Source organism: Actinomadura sp. NPDC000929, from assembly GCF_040492065.1.
Lineage (GTDB): Bacteria > Actinomycetota > Actinomycetes > Streptosporangiales > Streptosporangiaceae > Spirillospora > Spirillospora verrucosospora.
Genome location: NZ_JBEUPA010000001.1, coordinates 128,659 through 150,526, shown reverse-complemented (window position 1 = coordinate 150,526; position 21,868 = coordinate 128,659). Strand labels below are relative to the sequence as shown.

The window sequence follows — 21,868 nt, the reverse complement described above, 5'->3', positions numbered from 1 at the left end:
TGTTGACAACGTACTTCCTCGCTGCAATCGTAAAGTTCTACGCATACGTTTGCATGAAAGGATCAAGGCCATGCCCCCCGAGGTGTCCGCCGCCGAACTCGCCTCCCGGACGATCCTGCGCAAGGACCTCACCGCCGACACCGCCGCCTTCATCGACACGAAGATCCCCGGCTCCGAAGGCAAGGTCAACTATCCGATGATCGGGCCGGGCGTCTCCGAGAACGCCGAGCAGGCCGTCCCGGTCACCGCGCCGCACGGCTTCAACCTGGGCGCGGCGGCGATGCCGGCCGGCGTCACCAACAACCTGCATCTCCACTTCACCGCCGAGGTCTTCGTCTGCATGGCGGGCGAATGGCGGTTCCGCTGGGGCGTCCACGGCGACGACGGCGAGGTGACCGTCCGTCCCGGCGACGTCATCTCGATCCCGACCTGGGTGTTTCGAGGCTTCACCAGCGTCGGCACCGACGACGCGTTCCTGTTCACCGCCCTCGGACGCGACCGCTCCGGCGGCCTGATCTGGGCGCCGTCCGTCCTGGAGAAGGCCGCCGAGTACGGCCTGCACCTCACCTCGGACAACCGGCTCATCGAGACCGAACCGGGCGAGTACCCGCAAGGGGTGGAGCTGAAGCGCCCCTTGACCGACGCCCAGCTCGCCACGCTCCGCAGGATCGGCGTCGAGGAGATGCGCACGCGCCTGGCCCGCCCGTCCGACCTGCGCTGGTCGACGGCCCCGTTCCTCGACTCCGCCCTGGAGACCGGCGGCGCCGAACTGGCCGCCGTCGTCGGCTACGGGATCACCGAGGACCGCGACCAGCATCCGCGCCTCGCCGACCCCCACGGCTTCAGCCTCGCCCGCCTGCGCGCGGCCACCGGACGCGGCATGTCGACCCACGCGGTGGACGAGTCCCAGGTGCTGATCGTCACCGGCGGCCGCTGGCGGATCACCCTGAACCGGGAGAACCCGGTCTCCACGGAGCTCGGCCCCTACGACACCCTCTCGATCCCGGTCGGAGCCTGGCGGCGCTTCGAGAGCATCGCCCCCGAAACGGGGGAGATGGTCGTCATCACCGGCGGCGAGGGCCGCACCCGCCTCCGCTGGGATCCCGCCGTCACCTCCCTGGCCGAGCAGCAGGGCACCGTGATCGACCCGAACGGCTACACGGCCGCCGTCGACCTCCTGCACGCCTGAGCCGGCGGACCGGGCGCATATCCGGTGCTTCCCCGGGACTCGGGAGCCGGTTGCCAACCCCGCATCAGCGGCCGGCGTCGGACGTTATGAGGGTTCCGGGCGTAGGGCGGGGGAGGGAGCGGGCGATGCTGCGCAAGGGGGAGAACGCCGCGCTGGACGGCGGCCGTGTCAGGGTCGCCGTGTCCGCCGCCGGAACGCCGATCGACGTTTCGGCGGTCCTCCTGGGCGATGACCGGCGGGTCCGGTCGGACGACGACCTGGTCTTCTTCAACCATCCCGCTCAGGACGGGGTCCGGTTGGAGGGCGCCGAGATCGTCATCGACCCGGACGCGGTCCCCGATGACGTCTCGACCATCGCGCTCGTCGCCAGCGTGGACGGCCCGGGGACGTTCGACGGCGTCACCCTGCGCGCCGGTGTGCACGGAGGCCCCCGGTTCGAGGCCCCGGCGATGGCGGAGGGGGAGACGGTGGCGGTCGTCGTCGAGGTGTACCGGCGCGCGGGCGCGTGGAAGCTCAGGGCGGTCGGGCAGGGATGGGCGAGCGGCCTCGCCGGCCTCGCCACCGACCTCGGCGTGGACGTGACCGGCGAACCGCCGGTCGAGGCCGACCTGCCGGAGCGGATCTCGCTGCGCAAGGAGACCGTCCGCGTCTCGCTGGAGAAGAAGGGCATCGGCGGGCTGCGGGCCCGCGTCGCCGTCGCGCTGGACGCCTCCGGTTCCATGCGCAGGCTCTTCAAGGAGGGCGTGGTCGCCGAGATCGTCGAGCGGATGGCGGCGATCGCCCTGCAGGTGGACGACGACGGCGCCCTGGACGCGTGGATCTTCGCGACGGAGTTCGCCCGGCTCCCCCCGCTGCGGGTCGCCGAGATCGGCGCGTGGACGCGGGACAACGTGCGCCTGCACGAGGCCGTCGCCGCCGACGGGAGCCGGGTCAGCCTCGGCGGCCGCAACAACGAGCCCCAGGTGATCGAGGACATCCTCGCCTACTACGAGACCCGTCCGGGCGAACCGGTCCTGGTGCTGTTCTTCTCCGACGGCGGCGTGGCCAAGAGCGCCCAGATCGCCCGCCTCCTGCGCGAGGCGTCGGACCGGCCGGTCTTCTGGCAGTTCATCGGCCTCGGCCACGGCAGGTACGGAATTCTGGAAAAGCTGGACACCCTCGACGGCCGCCTCGTCGACAACGCCGGCTTCTTCGCGGTGGACGACATAGCCACCATCACCGACACAGAGCTCTACCAGCGCATCCTCTCCGAGTTCCCCACCTGGCTGAACGCAGCAAAAACCCAAGGCATCCCCCTAGGCTCAAACTGAGCGAAGCCAACACTTGCGATCGACCCGGGGGCCTTTGGGATCGGTACCTCATGGGAGCAGGGCGGATAATCTTCGCAGATGTACTATCTGGTCGGTACCACCGGTTTCCCTAATTACGGGGACGAGTTGATTGCCGCGGCCTGGCTGCGGCATCTGGCTGCGGTCGCGCCCGAACAAGAGGTGTGGCTGGACTGCCCGAACCCCGGCCCTGCGGCAGTCCTGCTCGGGGGCCTCCACCCGAAGGTGCACTTCACCGACACGTTCTGGCGGCTGTGCTGGGAGGCCCCGTCCGAGGACGCATGGGAAGTGGCGCACTGGGTGCGCCAGGCCATGCGCAACCCGCCGATGGCCGTCCGGTTCGCCCCCGGCATCGAACTGGCCGGCACCGCCGAGGTGGTGCACCTCATCGGCGGGGGATACGTCACCGCAATCTGGCCCAGGCACTACGGGCTGCTGGCCGCCGCCACGGGCGCGGTCGAGCGATCCGGTGGCCGTGCCGTGATGACCGGGCAGGGACTGTGGCCGGGGCCCGCGCACGGCGAGCGCCTGCTGCCCCGGCTCGCGGCCGGGTTCGAACTGGCCGACGTACGGGACGAACCGTCCACCCGGCTCCTCGGCAATGCGACGGCCGTCAGCACCACCTGCGACGACATCTTCTTGGCCCTCGGCCCCCACCTGTACCGCAAGCCCGCCGAGCCACTGCGCGAGATCATGCTGTGCCTGCAGTCGGACCTGCTGGCGATGCCGCGGCCGGCACTGGCCGCCTTCGTATCGGACACGCTGCGCGCCTGGGACGTGCCACCGGACCGGATCGGAGTGGTCGAGGGCATACCCGGCGTCGATCGGGCCGTCTTCGACCTGCTCGAACCCGACCTGCCTGGTGCGCGGTTCTATCCGTTCACGGGTGTCTGGAAGCACGGTCTCCCGGCCGGTCCCGAGCAGATCTGGATCTCCACCCGCTTCCACCCGCATCTGCTCGCGGCCGCGGCGGGGGCGGCCGGCGTCGCTGTCGCGGTGAACGAGGACTATTACCCGGTCAAGCACCGTTCCCTGGCGCAGCTCGGCACCGGCTGGACCATCAGCGACGCTGGGACGGTGCCAGAGCGGCCATCCGGGGGCGGTCTCTCGCCGACGGTCACCGGCGAGCTGAGCAAGGCCAAAGCCGCGCTCGCCGCCAAGATCTACGGCTCCTGAGGGGCCTACCGGTAATGGCGGGACGTGCGCGGAAGTGAAGCTCATCTTTCATGGCCGCGCACATGCCCGACCGCCGATTAACCACAGTAAGACCGTTCGCCCGCACAAAAAAAGCCTTGTCTTGTAGGCCAATATCTGCAGAATGCCCGCCGACCCTCACCCGAGAAGAGAGATGACTCTCAGTAGCGATTCGTGATCGCTGGCGTGAGGCGGTGCGTGGAGGACGCCCAGTTCGGGCGACCGGGTTACCGATTCCTGTGTGATGTAGATCACAAATCCTTGATCGTTCCGTCTCTTTCGCGCCGCGATCGGTCACGTTACGTTAAAGCGACTTTATTGGGGCTTTATGTGCGGCGGGGGTCTCTGTGGGCTTTCGGGGTCGGTTTCGGGCACAAAAGTCCAGGTCGCATCACATGCGAAGTCGGCCCTTCACTGGGACTGCTATGGCGACCGCGCTCGCTCTGTCGCTGCCGTTGTCGCTGGTGGCCATTCCCCAGGTCGCGCCCACGCCCGCCGCCCGCGCGAAGGAGGCGCCGGAGGCGGCGGCCTCCCAGCAGGATGCGGTCGCGGCGGCGCTGAGGTCGAAGCGACCCGTCACCGTCACCTCGATGACCAGTCCGCAACGTGAGGTGCGCGCGTTGCCTGACGGCCGTCTGGAGGCGACGATGAGCGCCCGGCCCGTACGCACCCTGCGGGACGGCAAGTGGGTCGCCATCGACACCAAGTTGCGGCGGCGCCCCGATGGCATGATCGCCCCGGGGGCGACGACCGTGGGACTGGCCTTCTCCGGCGGAGGCGACGGTCCGTTCGCGACGATGAACCGCGCCGGGCGGACGATGTCTCTCGCCTGGCCGCACGGCAAGCTGCCGGCGCCGGTCGTGGACGGGGAGTCGGCGACCTACCAGAACGTCCTCCCCGACGTGGACCTGGTCCTGCGGGCCAAGCCCAGCGGGTTCGGCCACATCCTGGTCGTCAAGACCCCGGCCGCCGCGCGGGACCCGAGGCTGGCTCAGATCCAGCTGGGCTTGAAGGCCGATCGGATGCGAGTGCAGGCCGACGGCGCCGGCGGTCTGCGGGTGGTGGACCAGGCGGCCGGTGGGACGGTCTTCAAGGCCGCCGAGCCCATGATGTGGGACTCGTCGGGAAAGGGCGCCGCCAATGGCGTCCGCAAGACCACGCTCGCCGAGCGCGCCCGTGCGGCCGAGACACCGGCCGATGGAGTGAAGCGGGCACGCATCAAGACGTCCGTCGGCCCGGGCAAGCTGAACCTGGTCCCCGAAGCGGGCCTGCTCACCGGGGCGGGTACGACTTATCCGCTCTACATCGACCCGGACTGGCAGGGACCGGGGGAGTCCGCCGCGGTAATGGTGTCGACCAAGTACACCGACGCCTCGTGGGAGGACGAGGGGATGGGGTACTGCTCCGACAGCGACCCCTACATGGGCGGCCAGTGCGGCGGCACCATCACCAAGCGGCTCTTTTACAAGTTCACGCTGCCGGCGGCGGTCATGAAGACCAACATCCTGACGGTCGAGTTCAAGCCGTACCAGACCGGTGCCTACAACTGCACGCCCGCCGAAGCCGAGGTGTGGAAGACCAAGGGAGTCGGGGGCTCCACCAGTTGGAGCACCCAGAACGCCTCCGGCTTCTGGCAGCGCAAACTCGTCGAGAAGAGCTTCAACTACGGCAACGAGGGCGTTGGCTGCGCCAACAACACGGTCCTGCTCCAGGACGCGCGGCTGAAAGAGGAAGTGCAGAACGCCGCGAACGGCGGCGGCACCCTCTGGCTGGGGATGAAGGCCGGCAGCGAAAGCTCCACCGCGTACTGGAAGCGTTTCAACAACGACGCGGTGTTGCGCGTGCTGTACAACCTGCCGCCGAAGGCGCCCACCAACGTCCAACTGCTTGCCGAGGGCGGCTACTACCCCTGTGGCGCGAACGACGCGGCCAAGCCGTACGTGCGGGTGTGGCCGACCATGTCCGCCAAGATCACCGATCCGCAGAGCAGCGACCGCGTCCAGGCCGAGTTCCTCATCGGCTGGGGGGACGCCAACGGCGCGAACTTCCAGTGGCGCATCGGCGCCGGCGGGCTTGGGCCCGATTCCACACCGCTGTATTCCGGCGGAGGCAACTCGGGGACGACGTTCACCAAGTCGCTGTCCAGTCTGGCGAGCTCGCGCGCCATTCCCAAGAACATCCCGATCGCGTGGGCGGTCCGCGGTCATGACTTCAAGGACAACCTCGAGAACGACGATTGGCGCAACTGGCAGGGCTCCGGCGTCTGGAGCGACTTTCCGACCACGGTCGGCGGTCAGGGCCACAAGTGCTGGTTCGTCTACGATGACGCCGCTCCTCCGGCACCCACCATCACCTCCACCAAGTACCCAGCGGACGGTGCCGAACACGACGGTGTCGGCCAAGCCGGCGACTTCACCATCACCGCAGGAGCCGGAGAACCGCTCAAGAAGTTCGGCCTTCAGTTCACCCCGCCCGGCGGAGCTGCCGAACCGATCGAGTGGAAGAGCCTGGAGACGCCCCTGTCACCGGGTTGCACCACGACGCAGTGCGCCTTCTCCAAGGTTCCCGCCGTCAAGGGTGACTGGAAGCTGAACGTGTGGGCGGTGGACCGTGCGGGCCGCCAGGGCAACGCCCTCACCTACCAGTTCCGCGTCCGGAACATGACCGCCGAAGAGGCCCACTGGCGGCTCGACGATCCCAGGGGCTCCAAGGTCCTGCTCAACGAGATCACCGGCAGCGACACCTTCCAGATCGTCGCGTCGCACAGCGGCAAGTGTTTCGACGTCAGCGGGCGGACGACGGAGAACGGGCCGACGGGTAAGACCGTGCAGTTCGAGTGCGATGGTCATTTGAGTCAGCGTTGGCGGCTTGCTCCGATGGGTGGGGACGATTACAAGCTTGTCAACGTCAACAGCAACAAGTGCGCGGACGTTGGCGCTGATGGGAACGGTGCGCAGGTCTGGCAGTGGGGCTGTTACGACACCACCAATCAGATCTGGACGAAGCAGAAGCAGGGTGAGGGCTTCGCGCTGGTGTCCAAGCGCAGCGGCCGGTGCATGGACGTGTTCAGCGCTTCGCAGGACAACGACGCCACCGTCGTCCAGTGGGACTGCGACCAGGAGGACGCCAACCAGACCTGGAAGGTCACCTCGGTCAACAACACCTACAGCTTCGTCGCCGGGCACAGCGGTAAGTGCTTCGATGTCGCCGGGCGGTCGCTCGAGAACGGTCCGACGGGCAAGACCGTGCAGCAAGAGTGTGACGGTCATTTGAGTCAGCGTTGGCGGCTGGATCCGATGGGCGGTGACGACTACAAGATCGTCAATGTCAACAGCAACAAGTGCGCTGACGTCGGGGCCGACGGCAATGGGGCCCAGGTGTGGCAGTGGGGATGTTACGACACCACGAACCAGATCTGGACGAAGAAGAAGCAAGGTGAGGGCTTCGCGCTGGTGTCCAAGCGCAGCGGCCGGTGCGTGGACGTGCGGAGCGTCTCGCAGGACGACGGCGCCACGGTCGCCCAGTGGGACTGCGACGGCAGCGACCACCAGACCTGGAAGATCACCTCGGTCAACACCGCCACCATGGCGGGCACGGACTTCTCCACCGGCAACCCCGCACGGGTCGGTTCGGACGCGCTGAAGCTGAACTCCGACAACGACCCGAGCACGTTCGGATATGCCGAGACGGGCGTCCCTCTGATCAACCCCGCCAAGAGCTTCTCGGTCTCGGTCTGGGCGAAACTCAACAAGGACGAGGGCTACCAGACAATCGTCAGCCAGGACGGCCAGACCCAGGCGGCGCTCCAGCTGAAGTACATCGGCGGCACACGCGGCCAGGCGAACTGGACCAACAAGTGGGCCGCCGTCGTCCGCTCCAAGGAGGGCACGGACGCCACCGTCACGACCGTCCTGTCAGACGAGCAGGTGCGGGTCGGGCAGTGGGCCCACCTCGTCGCCGTCCACGACGCGACCACCAAGAAGCTCACCCTGTACGTCGACGGCAAGCCGCAGAACACTCCAGGCACCGCGGACATGTCGGCCTGGACCACCAGCCGCGGCAAGTTCGCCATGGGCCGCACCCTCAACGCGGGCAGCCCGGCCGAGTACTTCAACGGCGAGATCGACGACGTCCGGGTGTTCGACCGGGCCGTTTCCGCGCAGAACGTGGCGGGCTGGTACCGGCCCACCACCCGGGCGCGGTGGCGGCTCAACGCCCCGGCCGGGCAGAACGTGGCGGTTCCCGACGACTCCGGCGCCGGCCGCAGCCTCACCCTTCACGGCGGTGCCGAGATCAAGACCGACGAGGAGACCTGCGTCCAGCTGACCGGCCAGTGCCTGCAACTGGACGGTGCCCGCACCGACGGCGGCGAGTGGGCGGACACGGGGCAGGTCGTGCGCACCGACGGCAGCTTCACCGTCGCCGGCTGGGTGGACGCGGCCAAGCCCACCGTCCCGATGACGGTCTTCTCCGCCGCGGGAACCAAGCAGAGCGCCTTCACCGTCCGGTTCAACCCCCGCGTTGCCAAGAACCCCAACTGGGACCCCGACCGCGACGACCCGGCCGACGAGTACATCGGCAAGTGGGAGATCGAAATGCCGGACAAGGACGGGGACAACCCAGTCCGGCTCACCGCCTACCACGGCCAGTCCTGCAACGTCTGCACCAACTCCGGCCCCGACCATCTGGCACTGACCTACGACGCCGCCACGGGCACGATGTCTCTCTACGTCAACGGCACCGTGGACGCCAGCGAGACCAACACCTCCGCCAGGACGGGCGTGACCGGCTTCAACGCGACCGGTCCGGTGCAGATCGGCCGCCGCCTCGCCGACGGCCAGACCGGCGACGCCGCCCCCAACCGGGAGTACTTCACCGGCCTGATCGACGACGTATGGGTCTTCAACGGAGCGTTGGCCGAGGACGAGCTCACGAGGTTCGCGATCGCCCAAGAGATCGACACACCGTACGGCACCCCCCCACTGCCGTGCACCTACGACGAGTCCACCCTTCAATGCCCCGACACCTGACCGCCCGCGGCCGGCTGACGGATTCCTACTGACATCACCGTGGGCCCTTGCGGACGAGGGCAGACGTCGCCTTGGAGGGCGTTGTGAGCAAGCGCGGTACCCGGATGCTGCTGGGAGGCCACGGCCGGGCGCGGTCGAAGATCGCGCTGGGCATGGCCGCCGTGCTGGCGATCGGACTGGCGTCGCCGCTGCCCGCACGGGCCGAGCCGGTGCCGAGTCGCCAGTTCAAGGACGCCAAGCCGGTCAAGGGCCGGGCGCTGAAGGCGCGGCCGCGCAAGGCCGGGAACAAGCACCTGACCACCAAGGCGGCCCCGGCGCCGAGCTGGCCGAAGGCCGGCACGGCGATCAGCAAGGTCCCCGCCAAGGGACGCTGGGCCCGCGCCGGTGATCTCCCCGTCTGGGTAACCGCTCCGAACGATGCGACGCGCCTCGGTTCGCGTCCGGGGTCACGAGGTCTACCGGCGGCCGAGCAGGTCCGGGTCCAGGTCGTCGACCGCAATGTAAGTCAACGCGCCGGCGTCCAAGGCGTCATGATCTCGGTTGCCCGCACTGACACGACGGCACCGGGACAGGTCGGGGTCGGGCTGAACTACGCGTCGTTCGCGTCGGCGTTCGGTGGCGCTTACGCCGACCGGCTTCGTCTGGTGCAGTATCCGGCGTGCGTCCTGACCACGCCGGAGCGGGCCGAATGCCGGAGGCCTACTCCGGTGGCGACGACCCACGACAGCAAGAACAAAACGCTGATCGCGCAGGTACAGGCCGCGTCGGAACCGGCCGCCCGGCAGGCGTCACCGCAGCAGCCGACGGCCACGGCGGGGCCGACGGTCCTGGCCACCGCCGCGGGAACCGCCGGTGAGCAGGGCGATTTCAAGGCCACCAAGCTGTCGCCGTCGTCGACCTGGAACGTGAACCTGAACAGCGGGGAGTTCAACTGGTCCTACCCCATGAGGGTGCCTCCAGTACCCGGTGGCTTGACTCCGGAAGTGGGGCTCAGTTACTCCTCAGGCAGCATCGATGGTCTGACCTCGAATACCAATGCCCAATCGTCCTGGGTGGGCAATGGCTTCGATCTGTGGCCGGGATTCATCGAGCGCCGCTACAAGGCATGCGAAGACGATGGAGCGCCGAAGGACGAGGCGGGCACCTCGCCCGGTGACCAGTGCTGGGGCTATGACAACGCCACGATGCAGCTGAACGGGCGTGGCGGTGAACTCATCCCAGACGGTGACGGCAAATGGCGTTTGAAGAACGATGACGGCACTCGCATCGAGAAGCTGACGGGCGACGACGCCAAAACCGGCAACGGGGACGACAACAACGAGTACTGGAAGGTCACCACCACCGACGGCACTGTCTACTTCTTCGGCAAGCATCGTCTAGACGAATGGTCGACGAACAACCCGGTGACCAATTCGACCTGGACCATGCCGGTGTTCGGCAACGACGCGACCGATCCTTGTCATAAGGATACGTTCAAGGACTCCTGGTGCCAGCAGGCATGGCGGTGGAACCTGGACTATGTTGTCGACCCCGAGGGCAACGCGGTCACCTATTACTACGACAAGGAGACCAACTACTACGGCCGCAACCTCAAGCCCGAAGACGAGACCCCTTATGTTCGCAGCGGTGTACTGAACCGCATCGAGTACGGGTTGCGCTCGGACAATCTGTGGGCAAAGGCGCCTGCCCGAGTGATGTTCAACAGCAAGGAACGCTGCCTGGACACCGACGCCAACTGTGACCCGTCCAAGATCGAGACCAATCCGAACCTGTGGCCGGACACGCCCTACGATCTCAACTGCGAGTCCGGGACCGAGTGCAAGGACTTCAAGGGCACCGTCTCGCCGTCCTTCTGGACGCGCAAGCGCCTGGAGTCGGTGAAGACCCAGGTGATCAAGAGCGACGGGACCTGGCGGGACGTCGACTCCTGGACGCTGACGCACAAGTGGGGCACCGCCGACTACGCGCGGGCACTGCTGGCCACGTCCATCCAGCACACCGGCCACGCCGCCAGTACGGCGATCACTCTGCCGAAGGTGACCTTCGACTACGAGGAGCGCTACAACCGCGTCCGGGCCGGTGACACCGGCGGTCTCATGCGCTATCGACTGGACTACGTCGCCGACGAATCCGGTGGCGAGATCTCCGTCGCCTACAGCACGGCACAATGCACTACCGCCAATTTGCCGGACCCAGAAACCAACACCAAACGATGCTTCCCTGTCTATTGGGCACATGACGGCGACATCAAGCCGACACTGGACTGGTTCCACAAGTATGTCGTCACCCACGTGATCGCTCGTGACCGTACCGGTCGCAGCGCAGACATGGTGACCAAGTACGTGTACGACGACGCCGGGGGCGGCGCCTGGCATTTCGATGATGACGACGGCTTGACCAAGGAGAAATACAAGACCTGGAGCCAGTGGCGCGGCTACGGCAAGGTCAGCGTGTTGACCGGTTCCGACCTCGCCGACGGCATGGTCGCTCAGACCGACCATTATTTCCTGCGCGGTATGCACGGCGACCGGAATTCGGCAACCGACCCGGACCAGAAGCGTACGGTAACCGTCGACAACGGCGACGGCGGCACGGTGACCGACTACGACTCCTTCGCCGGCCAGGAACTGCGCTTGGTACAGCTGGACAAACCCGGCGGCCAGACCTTGGAGTGGACACAGAATCTGCCGGTCCGCTATCAGACCGCCTCCAAGACCAGGTCCTGGGGTACCGTCACCGCCAACATTGTGGGCGTCGAATACGCCCGGACGTTCACCCCGCTAGGGCCCGGCCAGTGGCGCAAGACCGAGGTCCGCACCGACTACGACCACGACACCGGGCGGGTCAACTGGACGTCCGACAACGGGGACCTAGCGGTGAGCAGCGACGACCGCTGCACTCGCTACACCTACGCCGACAACACCACCGCCTGGCTGCGCAGCAACATTGCGGAGAAGGAGGTCACTCAGGGCAGTTGTCTCTGGAGTGGATTGGACCGCCGGGTCCATGTGCTGTCGGACACCCGCACCTACTACGACGGCACCTCGTCGACGCCCAAGAGCACCTTCAAGTCCATCAGCAAGGGGCGGGTCACCTACACCGAGCGGCTGGTGTCTCACGCCGCCGCCGACGGCTCCAGCCCGACCTACCAGAAGCTGTCGGCCGTCACGGGCTTCGACGGGTACGGCAGGCCCACGACGACGTCGGACGTCCAAGGGCGCGTCAGTACCACCAGCTTCACCCAGACCCCCGCGGGCACGGCGCCGGGACTGACGACCAAGGTCACCGCCACGCTTCCGGCCGTAACAAAGGACGACGGCAGCAGCCTGAAGCTGTCCACCACCACGACGCTGGACCCGGCGTGGGGCTTGCCGATCGTCGAACTTGACGAAGCGGGCGCCAAAACCGACGTCTACTACGACGCGCTCGGCCGCACCATCAAGGTGTGGGAGCCTGACCGCAACCGAACCGGCGGCGAGACCGCCAGCGCGGAGTTCACCTACCAGGTCGCCGAGAACGCGCCCGTCGTCGTCGGTACCCGCACCGTCACTAACACCGGCACCCTCAGCCGCCCGACCTATGAGATCTACGACGGGTTCCTGAGGGGCCGCCAGACTCAGGCGCCGGGACAGAACGGCGGCCGGGTCATCACCGACACGCTCTACGATGGCCGCGGTTTGGTCGCCTACACCTACAACGGCTACTACAACGACCAGGCTGGCCCCACCCCGAGCCTGTTCGGCCCTGAGATGCAGGGACTGGTCCACAGCCAGACCCGGTACAGCTATGACGGCGCTGGTCGCAAGACCCGCGAGGCGCTCTTGGGCGGCGCGGGCGACAACCCCGAGGTGTATGCCACCGGCTACAGCTATGGCAGCGACACGGTCGGGGACTGGGTCAAGCAGACCCCGCCTGACGGGGGAACGCCGACCACCGCCTACACCGACGCGCTCGGCCGCACCATCGAGCTGCGGCAGCACAACGCCGCCTCGCCGACCGGCACCGACTACGTCACCACCACCTATCAGTACGACCCCGCCGATCGGATCACCAAGATCCTTGGGCCGGGCGGCAAGACCTGGGAGTACCGCTACGACGTCCGCGGCCGCCAGACGACCGCCATCGACCCCGATCGCGGCACCACCACGACCGCCTACGACGACCTGGACCAGGTCGTCTCCACCACCGACTCCCGTGGCTCCGCGGGCAAGGTGTTCCACGAGTACGACGAACTCGGGCGCAGACTTCGCACCTACGCCGCCAACAGCGACGGCGACAAGGGCGCCCTGATCGCCCTGTGGGGTTATGACACCGTACGCCCAGGCCAGCTCACCTTCGCCTCACGCAAAGCCGCCGGCGCCGACGGCCAGACCTACGAGTACAAGATCCGCAATGACGATTACGACAACCTCAACCGGCCCAAGCGCACAACGATCACCGTTCCTACCGGGGCCGAGGGAACTGGACTGGACAACAGCTACCAGTTCAACACCACCTACAACCCGGACGGGACCGTACAGTCCACCAGCCAGCCCGCCGCCGGCGACCTGCCGGCCGAGGTTCTCACCTACACCTACGACGCCGAGAACCTGAAGCGGCCGCTCACCCTGACCGGGAATTCTCAATACGTCACCGGCACCAGCTACACCAACATCGGCCAACTCCGCGGCTACGTGCTGTCAGCCGGTGGCAAGGACGTCAACGTCGGCTACGACTACGACCTCGCCACCCGCCGCCTGACCCACTCCACCGTCAGCCGAGAGGGCATCGACGGCTACGCCCGCGACGCCACCTACACCTACGACGACGCTGGCAACGTCCGGCAGATCACCGATATCACCGGGCACGCCTCCACCGGCGGCGTCACCACCGACACCCAGTGCTTCCGCTACGCCTTCCAGCGGCGCCTCACCGATGCCTGGACGCAGAACACCACCACCTGCGCCGCTACCCCCTCCACCGCCGAAGTCGCAGGTCCCGCTCCGTACCGAAAGAAGTACAGCTACAACCCGGACGGGAATCGCACCAAGGAGGAGAGTTGGGGAGCCGGAACCGCCGGCGGTATCTGGCAAGGAGACCATGACTACCGCTACGCAGGGGACACCGGCGTAGACCCCACTTACAAGGGACACCAACTCGCTGGTTACTCCGAGCGAATCGACGGGCCTGGCGGCACACAGCAAAAGAACCTCACCTATACCTACGACGCAGGCGGTAACACCACCCAACGCACCGACGGCACGAACACTCTCCAGTTCTCCTGGGACCACCAGAACGAAATCTCCAAGGTCACCGACACTGCCCAGGGCAACACCACCTTCGTCTACGACGCCGACGGCAACCGGCTCGTCCGCCGCGACAAGTCGGGCACCGTCTTGTATCTGCCGGGCATGGAACTCCGCCTCAGCGGCGGTAATGTCACCGCCACGCGCTACTACTCCCACGGCGGCCAGACGGTCGCCATGCGCACCGCCGCCGGCACCACTCTCTTGGCGGCCGACCATCAGAACACCGCCCAGCTCGCCGTCCCCGCCGCCAACCCGGCAAACCTCAGCCAGCGCCGCTACACGCCCTTCGGAGACGACCGCGGCGGCTCCACCGGCATCTGGCCCACTGCCATGGACAAGGGTTTTGTTGGCGGCACCAACGACAACACTGGCCTCACTCATCTGGGCGCCCGCGAGTACGACCCGGCAACAGGCCGGTTCATCTCAGTCGACCCCCTCATGGATCCGGCCGATCCCCAGCAACTGAACGGCTACAGCTACGCCAACAACAACCCCGTCACTAGCGCCGACCCCAGCGGCCTGATGAGCGACCCCAATTCCTCGGAGGACTACTTCCCCCCTTCCGGCGGAAGCGGCAGAGGCGGCGGCGCAGGCTATGGCGGCGGAGGAAGTGGGGGAGGCTCCAACTCCAGCGGGGACTACGCACCGACAGGGCAAGCCCACAACAACTTCCGCGCACTTCCCGTCGTCCTCCGTCTGTACGGATGTGACCCGATTAACGCGTACAAGACGAGTATGTGTGGACCGGGCGGCCAGCAGCAGAGACTGGAAGGCCTTGCCGCGCCCGAACCCCGATACATTCCCGGACCGAGCCTGCGAGAATCCCTCAAATTCATGCTCGGGCTGGGCAAGGACGTGGCCGAGGATCTCAGTGGCTACAACGACGCGAAGAAGTGCGTCACAGGAAAAAGCGGAGGATCGTGTGGCTGGTTCGCCGTCGGTTTCGTCCCCTACGTGGGAAAGTTTGCCAAACCCCTCAAGCGAGGGGCCAAGATATTCCGGCGCGGCAAAAAGACCGGTGAGGCTGCAAAACCGATCGGTAAAGGCGTAGAAAAGGCTGCCGAAAAGTGCCACAGCAGCTTCAAACCAGGAACTCGGGTTCTGCTTGCTGACGGTCGCTACCGGAATATCGAAGACGTCAGAGTTGGGGACGAGGTTCTGGCCACCGACCCGCAGACGGGGAAGACCGAAGCCGAGCCGGTCCTGGCGACGATCACGAGCAAGGGCACCAAGAACCTCGTCCAGATCACTGTCGAAGCCACCGACCTCCGCCCCGTCTGGCCGGCAGGCGAGGAACTCAAGAAACCCGCCAGCCCTCTCCGCCTCAAGACCGGCGTCGTCATCGCCACCGACGCCCACCCCTTCTGGGTCGCCGGAAGCCTCAACAAGTGGGTCAAGGCCGCCGACCTCGAACCGGGCATGTGGCTCCGCACCAGCGCCGGCACCTACGTCCAGGTAACCGCCACCAAACACTGGACCGCCCACCACCAACGCGTCCACAACCTCACCGTCGCCAACCTGCACACGTACCATGTGGAGACCGGAAACGCATCAGTTCTGGTCCACAATGCGGGCTGTGGGGTCGGCGGCGCCCTCAAAGGTTGGCAGAGCCAACGTTTCCAGTTTGGAGATAACAGCTTCCTGCTAAGGAGGCGGGACATGGCCCATATCCTCGAGGGTCATCATCCCAACTACCTTCGCGGAGATCCGGGCGGAAATACTCTGTTCGATAGAAAAATGACCGTGGATGATGTACAAAATGCTATTTCCGCTGTAATGAGGCAGAATCAACGTCAACTGAGCGGCCAGGAATATGCGCAGGGTAAGTGGGGCAAGATCTATGGCGAATATCAGGGGCGTCAATATGCTCTGGGCTTTGGGGATGGCGCGGTCGGGCAATTCTATCCGCTCCCCTAGAGTATTGCGGGAGTGAGAGGATGCGGTCGTCGATGACATCGGAAGCGAGGACCTTTGTGGTCGTCGGGGAGAAGATTGTGCCGGTCGAGGGCTGTGGACTTTCCTTCTCTCGGGATGATCGCGTGCAGGGGGCTATCGAACTTCGTGTTAATGAGGTTCCAATTCTCGGGCGCGATGAGGTCGACACCATCGATGCATTGTGGTCTCTTCTTCTGACCTACCTTGAGAACTTCGCGGCGGGCAGGGAAGAAGTGTTCAATTTCCCTGAGCGCAGGTTCATGCTTAATCTTAAGAGGGTCTCCGGTGCGAGAGTCCTGGTGACATTCGAGAATGGACTTGATCGGCGACGGGTAGTGGCCTCGGAGAAGAGTGTTGTCTGCGGCTTGGCGGCGGGCGCGGTGAAGTTCTTTGGGGCGGTGCTGAGCTTTGCTCCAAAAGAGGAGTGGAGCTATCGGCGGGACTTTGACCTGGCGATGAAAATGCGTGCACGGTACTCATAGGTATGGGCGGAGAGAGATTGCTGCCACCCTACGCCCGTCTTGAATGCGAAGATGTGGTGCAGGACGCGCTGCAGAGCCGGGAAGTCGTCCTTGTTCGCTACACCTCACCGGCCTGGGAAATGATGTATCGCTCTCGAGGCTTCCACGGCCGTGCGCTGTATGAGTTGAACGGCCTCTCCGAAGAGCTTCGCGGCCGCTGCATCGGTGGGATCGACCTGAGGCGCTTCGGTTCATCGTTGATGTCGAAGCCGGCAACGATGAGCGGATCATGCCGCTCCTGGAGGCTGCTTTGCGCGTAGTGGCCAGGGAACGGCGCCCCGGCGCCGCTGCGGGGGCGAACGCCGCGACCGACGGCAGCCACAGCGTGAACTCGCCTGCCGCGAACACCTGCACTAAAGGGCAGTAGGAGACGGCATGGACGGCATTGATGCACTGGACGCGTCCACGGTCGAGCGGCGAGAGATCGGCCGTCACCGCCTCGTCCCGTCGCAGCGGCGGGGGTCCCCGCCCTCAGCTCAAGCCGGCGCCTGCGATCCCCGCGGTAGGGGCCAAGCCCGCCGCTCTCTTGGACTCTCCACGCGTACTCTGCTCGATCCGCTTGTGGTCGACTCCGGGGTCATGGTCGTGCAGCCCTCGGTGTGACGACAGACCCTAGGTCGCAGCTGCCGCTACCAACGACGACGGCTCATCGATCATTAGATGCGGGTGGAGGTCTAGGCCCCGGGGCCAGCCCTGGCGGCCACGGGGTGGAGGGGGAAGTTCATCGGACGCAACAATTGTTAATGCGAAACCCCTTCCCGGAAGCGGTTCGGACGGCCACAGTATGTCCAAGATCGACTACTGGTGGGCGCGAGCCTGGTGCCGGAGGGGTTGCGGATGAGCGAGCAGGGCGGTCGCGCGTGGCTGGAGAGCGTTCTCGCCGCGAAGCGGGAGCGGGGCCGGCCGGCGTTGATCGGCTACCTGCCGATCGGCCATCCCAGCGTGCCGGCCTCGATCGAGGCCATGTTCGCCATGGTCGAGGCCGGTGTCGACATCGTCGAGATCGGCCTTCCCCACGATGACCCGGTCATGGACGGTCCCGTGATCAGGCGGGCCACCGAGAGCGCGCTGCGGGGCGGGACCCGGATCGCCGACCTGTTCACCGCCGTGACGGCCCTCGCCTCGGCGGGGGTGCCTGTGGTCTGCATGACGTACTGGGCGCCCGTGGAGCGGTACGGGGCCGAGCGGTTCGCGCGCGACCTCGCCATCGCGGGAGGCTGCGGGGCGATCGTCCCGGATCTGCCCGACGGCAAGGCGCCGGAATGGACGGCGAGCACCGACGCGCACGGGCTCGCCCGGATCCTGGTCGTCCCCCCGGACGCGTCTGACGAGCGGATCTCCCGTATCGCCTCGGCCTGCACCGGCTTCGTCTACGCGGCGGGCCGTCTCGGTCTCACCGGTTCCGGCGAGGTGGACGTCGCTCAGGCGAAGAGCCTCGTCGACCGGGTGCGCCGGGTCACGACCACCTCTGTCTGCGTGGGCTTCGGCATCTCCACCCCGGCCCACGCCGCCGGAGTCGCGACCTCCGCCGACGGCGTCATCGTCGGCACCGCCCTCGTCGAGTGCCTCGCAGCCCCGTCGCTCGACGCCGGGCTCGAACGCCTGACCACCCTGGTCGGCTCCCTCGCCGCCTCCCTCCACACCCCGGCCCGCACCCCCCGGACCGCCGCCTGCGTCCCGGCCGCCCGCGACGGCGGCATGCGCGCCGTCGGCCGGGGTGGATGCCCCGACCCCCTCACCAGCACCGGCGAACTCACTGAGAGTTTCTAGACGAACGGCGGGGTGACGCGCCCATGGCCAGTTGGAAACTATTCCTACTTGTTTAGTTGGTATAGGGTCCTGTTCTAGCCGGAGGCAACCCGTGGAGGACTCATGAGCACAACGGACGAATTGCTCGTCAACGCCGAGCGTTACGCGGCGGGTTTCGGCAAGGGGGAGCTGCCTCTGCCGCCTGCCAAGGGGGTGGCGGTGGTCGCGTGCATGGACGCTCGCCTCAACCCCTACGGGCTGCTCGGCCTGTCGGAGGGGGACGTCCACGTCATCCGGAACGCCGGTGGAGTGGTCACCGCGGACGTGCGCCGCAGCCTGGCCATCAGCCAGCGGCTGCTCGGCACGCGGGAGATCGTCCTGATCCATCACACCGACTGCGGCATGCTCACCTTCACCGACGACGGCTTCAAGGCCACCATCCAGGACGAGGTGGGCCTGAAGCCGGACTGGTCGGCCGAGGCTTTCACTGACCTGGACCAGGACGTCCAGCAGTCCATCGGCAGGATCAAGGCCGACCCGTTCATCCCGCGCACCGGCGCGGTGCGCGGATTCGTGTACGAGGTCGAGACGGGCCGCCTGCGCGAGGTCAAGCCCCGCTGACCCGCGGCGGCCCGCGGGTCAGCGGGGCCGCGCGTCGCTCAGGCCGCTCCGAGCCCGGCCGGGCGGGGCTCCAGCCGGGGGATGAGGTAGTCGCCGACGCGGTACGCCTCCTCCAGGTGGGGCCAGCCGGAGAGGATGAACTCCTCGATCCCGAGGCCGGCATACTCCCGGATCCGCTCCGCCACCTCGTCGTACGATCCGACGAGGGCTGTCCCGGCGCCCTCGCGCACCAGTCCGACGCCGGCCCACAGGCCCGGCGCGACCTCAAGGCTCCGTGCGTCCGCTCCCTTCGCCGAACCGCCGTGCAGTGCGGCCATGCGCTGCTGGCCCGTCGAGTCGAAACGGGCGAAGCGCCGCTGCGCGGCCTCGATGCGGGCGGGATCCATGCCGGCGAGCAGGCGTCCGGCCTCCGCCCATGCCTCCGAGGCGGTGTCGCGGGCGATGACGTGCAGGCGGATGCCGAGACGCAGACGCCGGCCCTCGGCGGCGGCGAGCGCTCGCAGGCGGGCGGCGCGGGCGGCGACGGCCGCGGGCGGTTCGCCCCACATCAGGGCGACGTCCGCGTGGCCGGCCGCGACCTGTTCGGCCGCCGGGGACGCGCCGCCGAAGTAGACGTCCGGGACCGGGTCGAGCGGTGCGGTCAGGCCGTCCTCGATCTCGTAGTGCTCGCCGTGGAAGTCGTACCGGCGGCCCGCCCAGGTGCGGCGGAGCACGTCGAGGAACTCGGCGGTACGGGCGTAGCGGGCGTCGTGGTCGAGGAAGTCCCCGTACGACCGCTGCTCGACCGGGTCGCCGCCGGTGACGACGTTCAGCAGCAGGCGGCCGCCGGAGATCTCCTGGAAGGCCCGCGCCTGCTGGGCCAGGAGGGTCGGCAGGGTGAAGCCCGGGCGGAACGCCACGAGCATCTTCAGCCGTTCGGTGTGCTGGGCGACCGCCGCGCAGATGATCCACGGGTCCGGGCAGCCCGCGCCGACCGGGGTGAGGGCCGCCTCGAACCCGGCGTCCTCGGCCGCCCGCGCCACCTGCGTCAGGTAGCGCACGCTGCCCGGCCGCCCCGGCGGGCGGTGCGCGTCGGTGCTCATGATGGCGGTCCGGACCTCGTGGCCGTCGCCGGTCGTGGGCAGGAACCAGTGCAGACGCATGGCGATCCTTCCTGCGGAGAGGGTGGTGGGTTTCAGGCCGCGGCCTCGCGGACGGCGGCGGCGATCTCTTCGCGCAGCGTGAGGAAGTCCTGGTGCGCGTGCGGGTCGTCCTCGCCGGGCAGCGTGGAGGCCTTGTCGAGGACGATCCGTCCAGGGCGCTTGCTGAGGACGATGACGCGGGTGCCGAGGAAAACGGCCTCGTCCACGCTGTGCGTGACGAACAGGACGGTCTTACCGGTCTGCTGCCAGATGCGGCGCAGTTCCTCCTGCAGCCGTTCCCTGGTGAGGGCGTCCAGCGCGGCGAAGGGCTCGTCCATCAGGAGGATGTCGGGGTCGGGCGCCAGCGCCCGTGCGATGGCCGCGCGTTGCTGCATCCCGCCGGACAGCTCGTACGGCCGCCGCGAGGCCGCGTCGGCGAGGCCGACGAGCCGCAGGAGTTCGTCGGCCCGCTCGTCGCGCCGCGTTCGGGGCGTGCGGGTGGTGCGCAGGCCGAACTCGACGTTGCGGCGCACGCTGAGCCACGGGAACAGGCGCGGCTGCTGGAAGACGATGCCGCGATCCGGGCCGGGCCCGGTGACCGGCGTGCCGGCCGCGGAGACCTCTCCGGCGGTGGGCTCGGCGAACCCCGCGACCAGCCGCAGGAGGGTGCTCTTTCCGCAGCCGGACGGGCCGACGATGGTCACGAACTCTCCGGCGGGGATGTCGGCGTCGACGTCCCGCAACGCCTGCACTGTGGCGCGGTCGCGCAGGAGCCCGCGCCCGCCGCCGAACACCAGCGAGACGTTCCGGAGGGAGACCGCGGGATCAGCTGGGGAAGGCATCGCCGAGTTCCTTGGTGGCCAGGCCCTTCTGGAAGACGCTCAAGGCCGGGATCGAGGGGAGCTGGTTCTGCGCCTTGAGGAACTGGGCGGCGCTGTGGAGGTTCTGCGCGAACGCGCCGGGCTTGGCAGCCGTGCCCAGGTACTCCGGCCCGGCCTGCTGCGCGCCGTCCAGCAGGATGAGCTGGTCGATCTGGCGCGCGGCCTCGGCGGGGGGCAGGTTGAGCTGGCGTCCGACGGAGGCGGCCGCGCCTGCCTTGTCGCCGCGGATCAGCTTGACCGCCCGGTCCTGCTGCCGCAGCCAGGTGGTCAGGGCCTTCGGGTACCTGTCGGCGAACTCGGTGCGCACCACGGCGAGGTCGGCGGTCACCTGGCCCTTGGCGGCCAGCTCCTTGCTGGTGACGAGGACCTTGCCGGTCTTCTCCAGCGTGCCGAGCACCGGCGTCCACACGTACGCGGCGTCGATGTCGCCGCGCTGCCAGGCGGCCTGGACGTCCTGCGGCTCCAGGTCGATGATCTTGACGTCGGACTCGGCGAGCCCGGCGTCGCGCAGCGCGGCCAGCAGGCTGTAGTGGGAGGTCGAGGAGAACGGCGTGGCGATCTTCTTGCCCCGGAGCGCCGCGACCGACGCGGCCTCGCGCGCCACCAGCGCCTCGTTCTCGCCGATCACGTCGAAGATCCACGGCACCTTGTAGCGGATGTTCAGCGGGGCCGACAGGCCCTTGGTCACCGGGCTGGACCCGGCCAGCCCGATGTCGAGCGAGCCGGCGATCATCGCGGTGTTCACGTCCCCGCCGGAGTCGAACCTGGACCAGGTGATCTTGGTGTCGGGCAGCGCCTCCTCCAGCCATCTCCGGTCCTTGACGACCAGGTCCCCGTTCGGGATGAGCTGGTAGCCGATCCGCAGCGTCTTCGGGGTGCCGTCGCCGTTGACGCCGCCGGCGGCCGCCTTGCTCGCGCCGGTGCCGGAGGAGCAGGCGGCAAGCCCGAGGCAGAGCGCGGCGAGGACGAGTCCGTAGGTCTTCTTCAAGGTCGTACCTCTTGCTTCTTCAG

12 protein-coding genes are annotated in these 21,868 nt (G+C 67.6%); 9 read left to right on the top strand and 3 right to left on the bottom strand.

Annotated elements, in window-relative coordinates; genetic code table 11:
* The first annotated feature begins 70 nt into the window (after window positions 1-70).
* The 9 genes from ABWI04_RS00630 to ABWI04_RS00590 all read left to right on the top strand — a co-directional run bounded on the left by ABWI04_RS00630 (window position 71) and on the right by ABWI04_RS00590 (window position 18,855).
* The gene (locus tag ABWI04_RS00630) at window positions 71-1,189 is read left to right on the top strand and encodes a cupin domain-containing protein (protein ID WP_353830992.1); all 1,119 of its coding nucleotides are present in this window, start codon (window positions 71-73) and stop codon (window positions 1,187-1,189) included.
* Between the two features lie 125 nt (window positions 1,190-1,314).
* A complete protein-coding gene (locus ABWI04_RS00625; RefSeq protein WP_353830991.1) occupies window positions 1,315-2,499 on the top strand; it encodes a VWA domain-containing protein in 1,185 nt (394 codons plus the stop codon).
* A gap of 78 nt (window positions 2,500-2,577) precedes the next feature.
* Window positions 2,578-3,693 (top strand): polysaccharide pyruvyl transferase family protein, encoded by a 1,116-nt coding sequence (locus ABWI04_RS00620; protein WP_353830990.1) that lies wholly within the window; start codon window positions 2,578-2,580, stop codon window positions 3,691-3,693.
* Between the two features lie 443 nt (window positions 3,694-4,136).
* Window positions 4,137-8,741, top strand: coding sequence for an RICIN domain-containing protein (locus ABWI04_RS00615; RefSeq protein ID WP_353830989.1), 4,605 nt, complete (start codon window positions 4,137-4,139; stop codon window positions 8,739-8,741).
* Between the two features lie 83 nt (window positions 8,742-8,824).
* The gene (locus ABWI04_RS00610) at window positions 8,825-15,946 is read left to right on the top strand and encodes an RHS repeat-associated core domain-containing protein (protein ID WP_353830988.1); all 7,122 of its coding nucleotides are present in this window, start codon (window positions 8,825-8,827) and stop codon (window positions 15,944-15,946) included.
* A gap of 32 nt (window positions 15,947-15,978) precedes the next feature.
* The gene (locus ABWI04_RS00605; RefSeq protein ID WP_345175879.1) at window positions 15,979-16,446 is read left to right on the top strand and encodes a hypothetical protein; all 468 of its coding nucleotides are present in this window, start codon (window positions 15,979-15,981) and stop codon (window positions 16,444-16,446) included.
* A 17-nt stretch (window positions 16,447-16,463) separates the two neighbouring features.
* Complete coding sequence (locus ABWI04_RS00600) at window positions 16,464-16,745, top strand: hypothetical protein (protein ID WP_353830987.1); 282 nt, start codon at window positions 16,464-16,466, stop codon at window positions 16,743-16,745.
* Between the two features lie 577 nt (window positions 16,746-17,322).
* Complete coding sequence (trpA, locus tag ABWI04_RS00595) at window positions 17,323-18,255, top strand: tryptophan synthase subunit alpha (protein WP_353830986.1); 933 nt, start codon at window positions 17,323-17,325, stop codon at window positions 18,253-18,255.
* A 102-nt stretch (window positions 18,256-18,357) separates the two neighbouring features.
* Window positions 18,358-18,855, top strand: coding sequence for a beta-class carbonic anhydrase (locus ABWI04_RS00590; RefSeq protein ID WP_353830985.1), 498 nt, complete (start codon window positions 18,358-18,360; stop codon window positions 18,853-18,855).
* Window positions 18,856-18,893: 38 nt separating this feature from the next.
* Here the strand turns inward: ABWI04_RS00590 and ABWI04_RS00585 are convergent, their stop codons facing one another.
* Genes ABWI04_RS00585 through ABWI04_RS00575 form a run of 3 tightly spaced genes read right to left on the bottom strand, consistent with a single transcriptional unit; the run spans window position 18,894 to window position 21,845 of the window.
* Window positions 18,894-19,997: an LLM class flavin-dependent oxidoreductase gene (locus ABWI04_RS00585; RefSeq protein WP_353830984.1), complete on the bottom strand. Its 1,104-nt coding sequence runs from the start codon at window positions 19,995-19,997 to the stop codon at window positions 18,894-18,896.
* A 32-nt stretch (window positions 19,998-20,029) separates the two neighbouring features.
* A complete protein-coding gene (locus ABWI04_RS00580; protein WP_353830983.1) occupies window positions 20,030-20,818 on the bottom strand; it encodes an ABC transporter ATP-binding protein in 789 nt (262 codons plus the stop codon).
* A complete protein-coding gene (locus ABWI04_RS00575; protein WP_353830982.1) occupies window positions 20,802-21,845 on the bottom strand; it encodes a taurine ABC transporter substrate-binding protein in 1,044 nt (347 codons plus the stop codon). The genes ABWI04_RS00580 and ABWI04_RS00575 overlap by 17 nt, the downstream gene beginning before the upstream one ends.
* Window positions 21,846-21,868: the final 23 nt, after the last annotated feature.

Coding starts and splice junctions, on each gene's coding strand:
- ABWI04_RS00630 (WP_353830992.1), top strand. CDS start 71: ATGCCCCCCGAGGTGTCCGCCGCCGAACTCGCCTCCCGGACGATCCTG.
- ABWI04_RS00625 (WP_353830991.1), top strand. CDS start 1,315: ATGCTGCGCAAGGGGGAGAACGCCGCGCTGGACGGCGGCCGTGTCAGG.
- ABWI04_RS00620 (WP_353830990.1), top strand. CDS start 2,578: ATGTACTATCTGGTCGGTACCACCGGTTTCCCTAATTACGGGGACGAG.
- ABWI04_RS00615 (WP_353830989.1), top strand. CDS start 4,137: ATGGCGACCGCGCTCGCTCTGTCGCTGCCGTTGTCGCTGGTGGCCATT.
- ABWI04_RS00605 (WP_345175879.1), top strand. CDS start 15,979: ATGACATCGGAAGCGAGGACCTTTGTGGTCGTCGGGGAGAAGATTGTG.
- trpA (WP_353830986.1), top strand. CDS start 17,323: ATGAGCGAGCAGGGCGGTCGCGCGTGGCTGGAGAGCGTTCTCGCCGCG.
- ABWI04_RS00590 (WP_353830985.1), top strand. CDS start 18,358: ATGAGCACAACGGACGAATTGCTCGTCAACGCCGAGCGTTACGCGGCG.
- ABWI04_RS00585 (WP_353830984.1), bottom strand. CDS start 19,997: ATGCGTCTGCACTGGTTCCTGCCCACGACCGGCGACGGCCACGAGGTC.
- ABWI04_RS00580 (WP_353830983.1), bottom strand. CDS start 20,818: ATGCCTTCCCCAGCTGATCCCGCGGTCTCCCTCCGGAACGTCTCGCTG.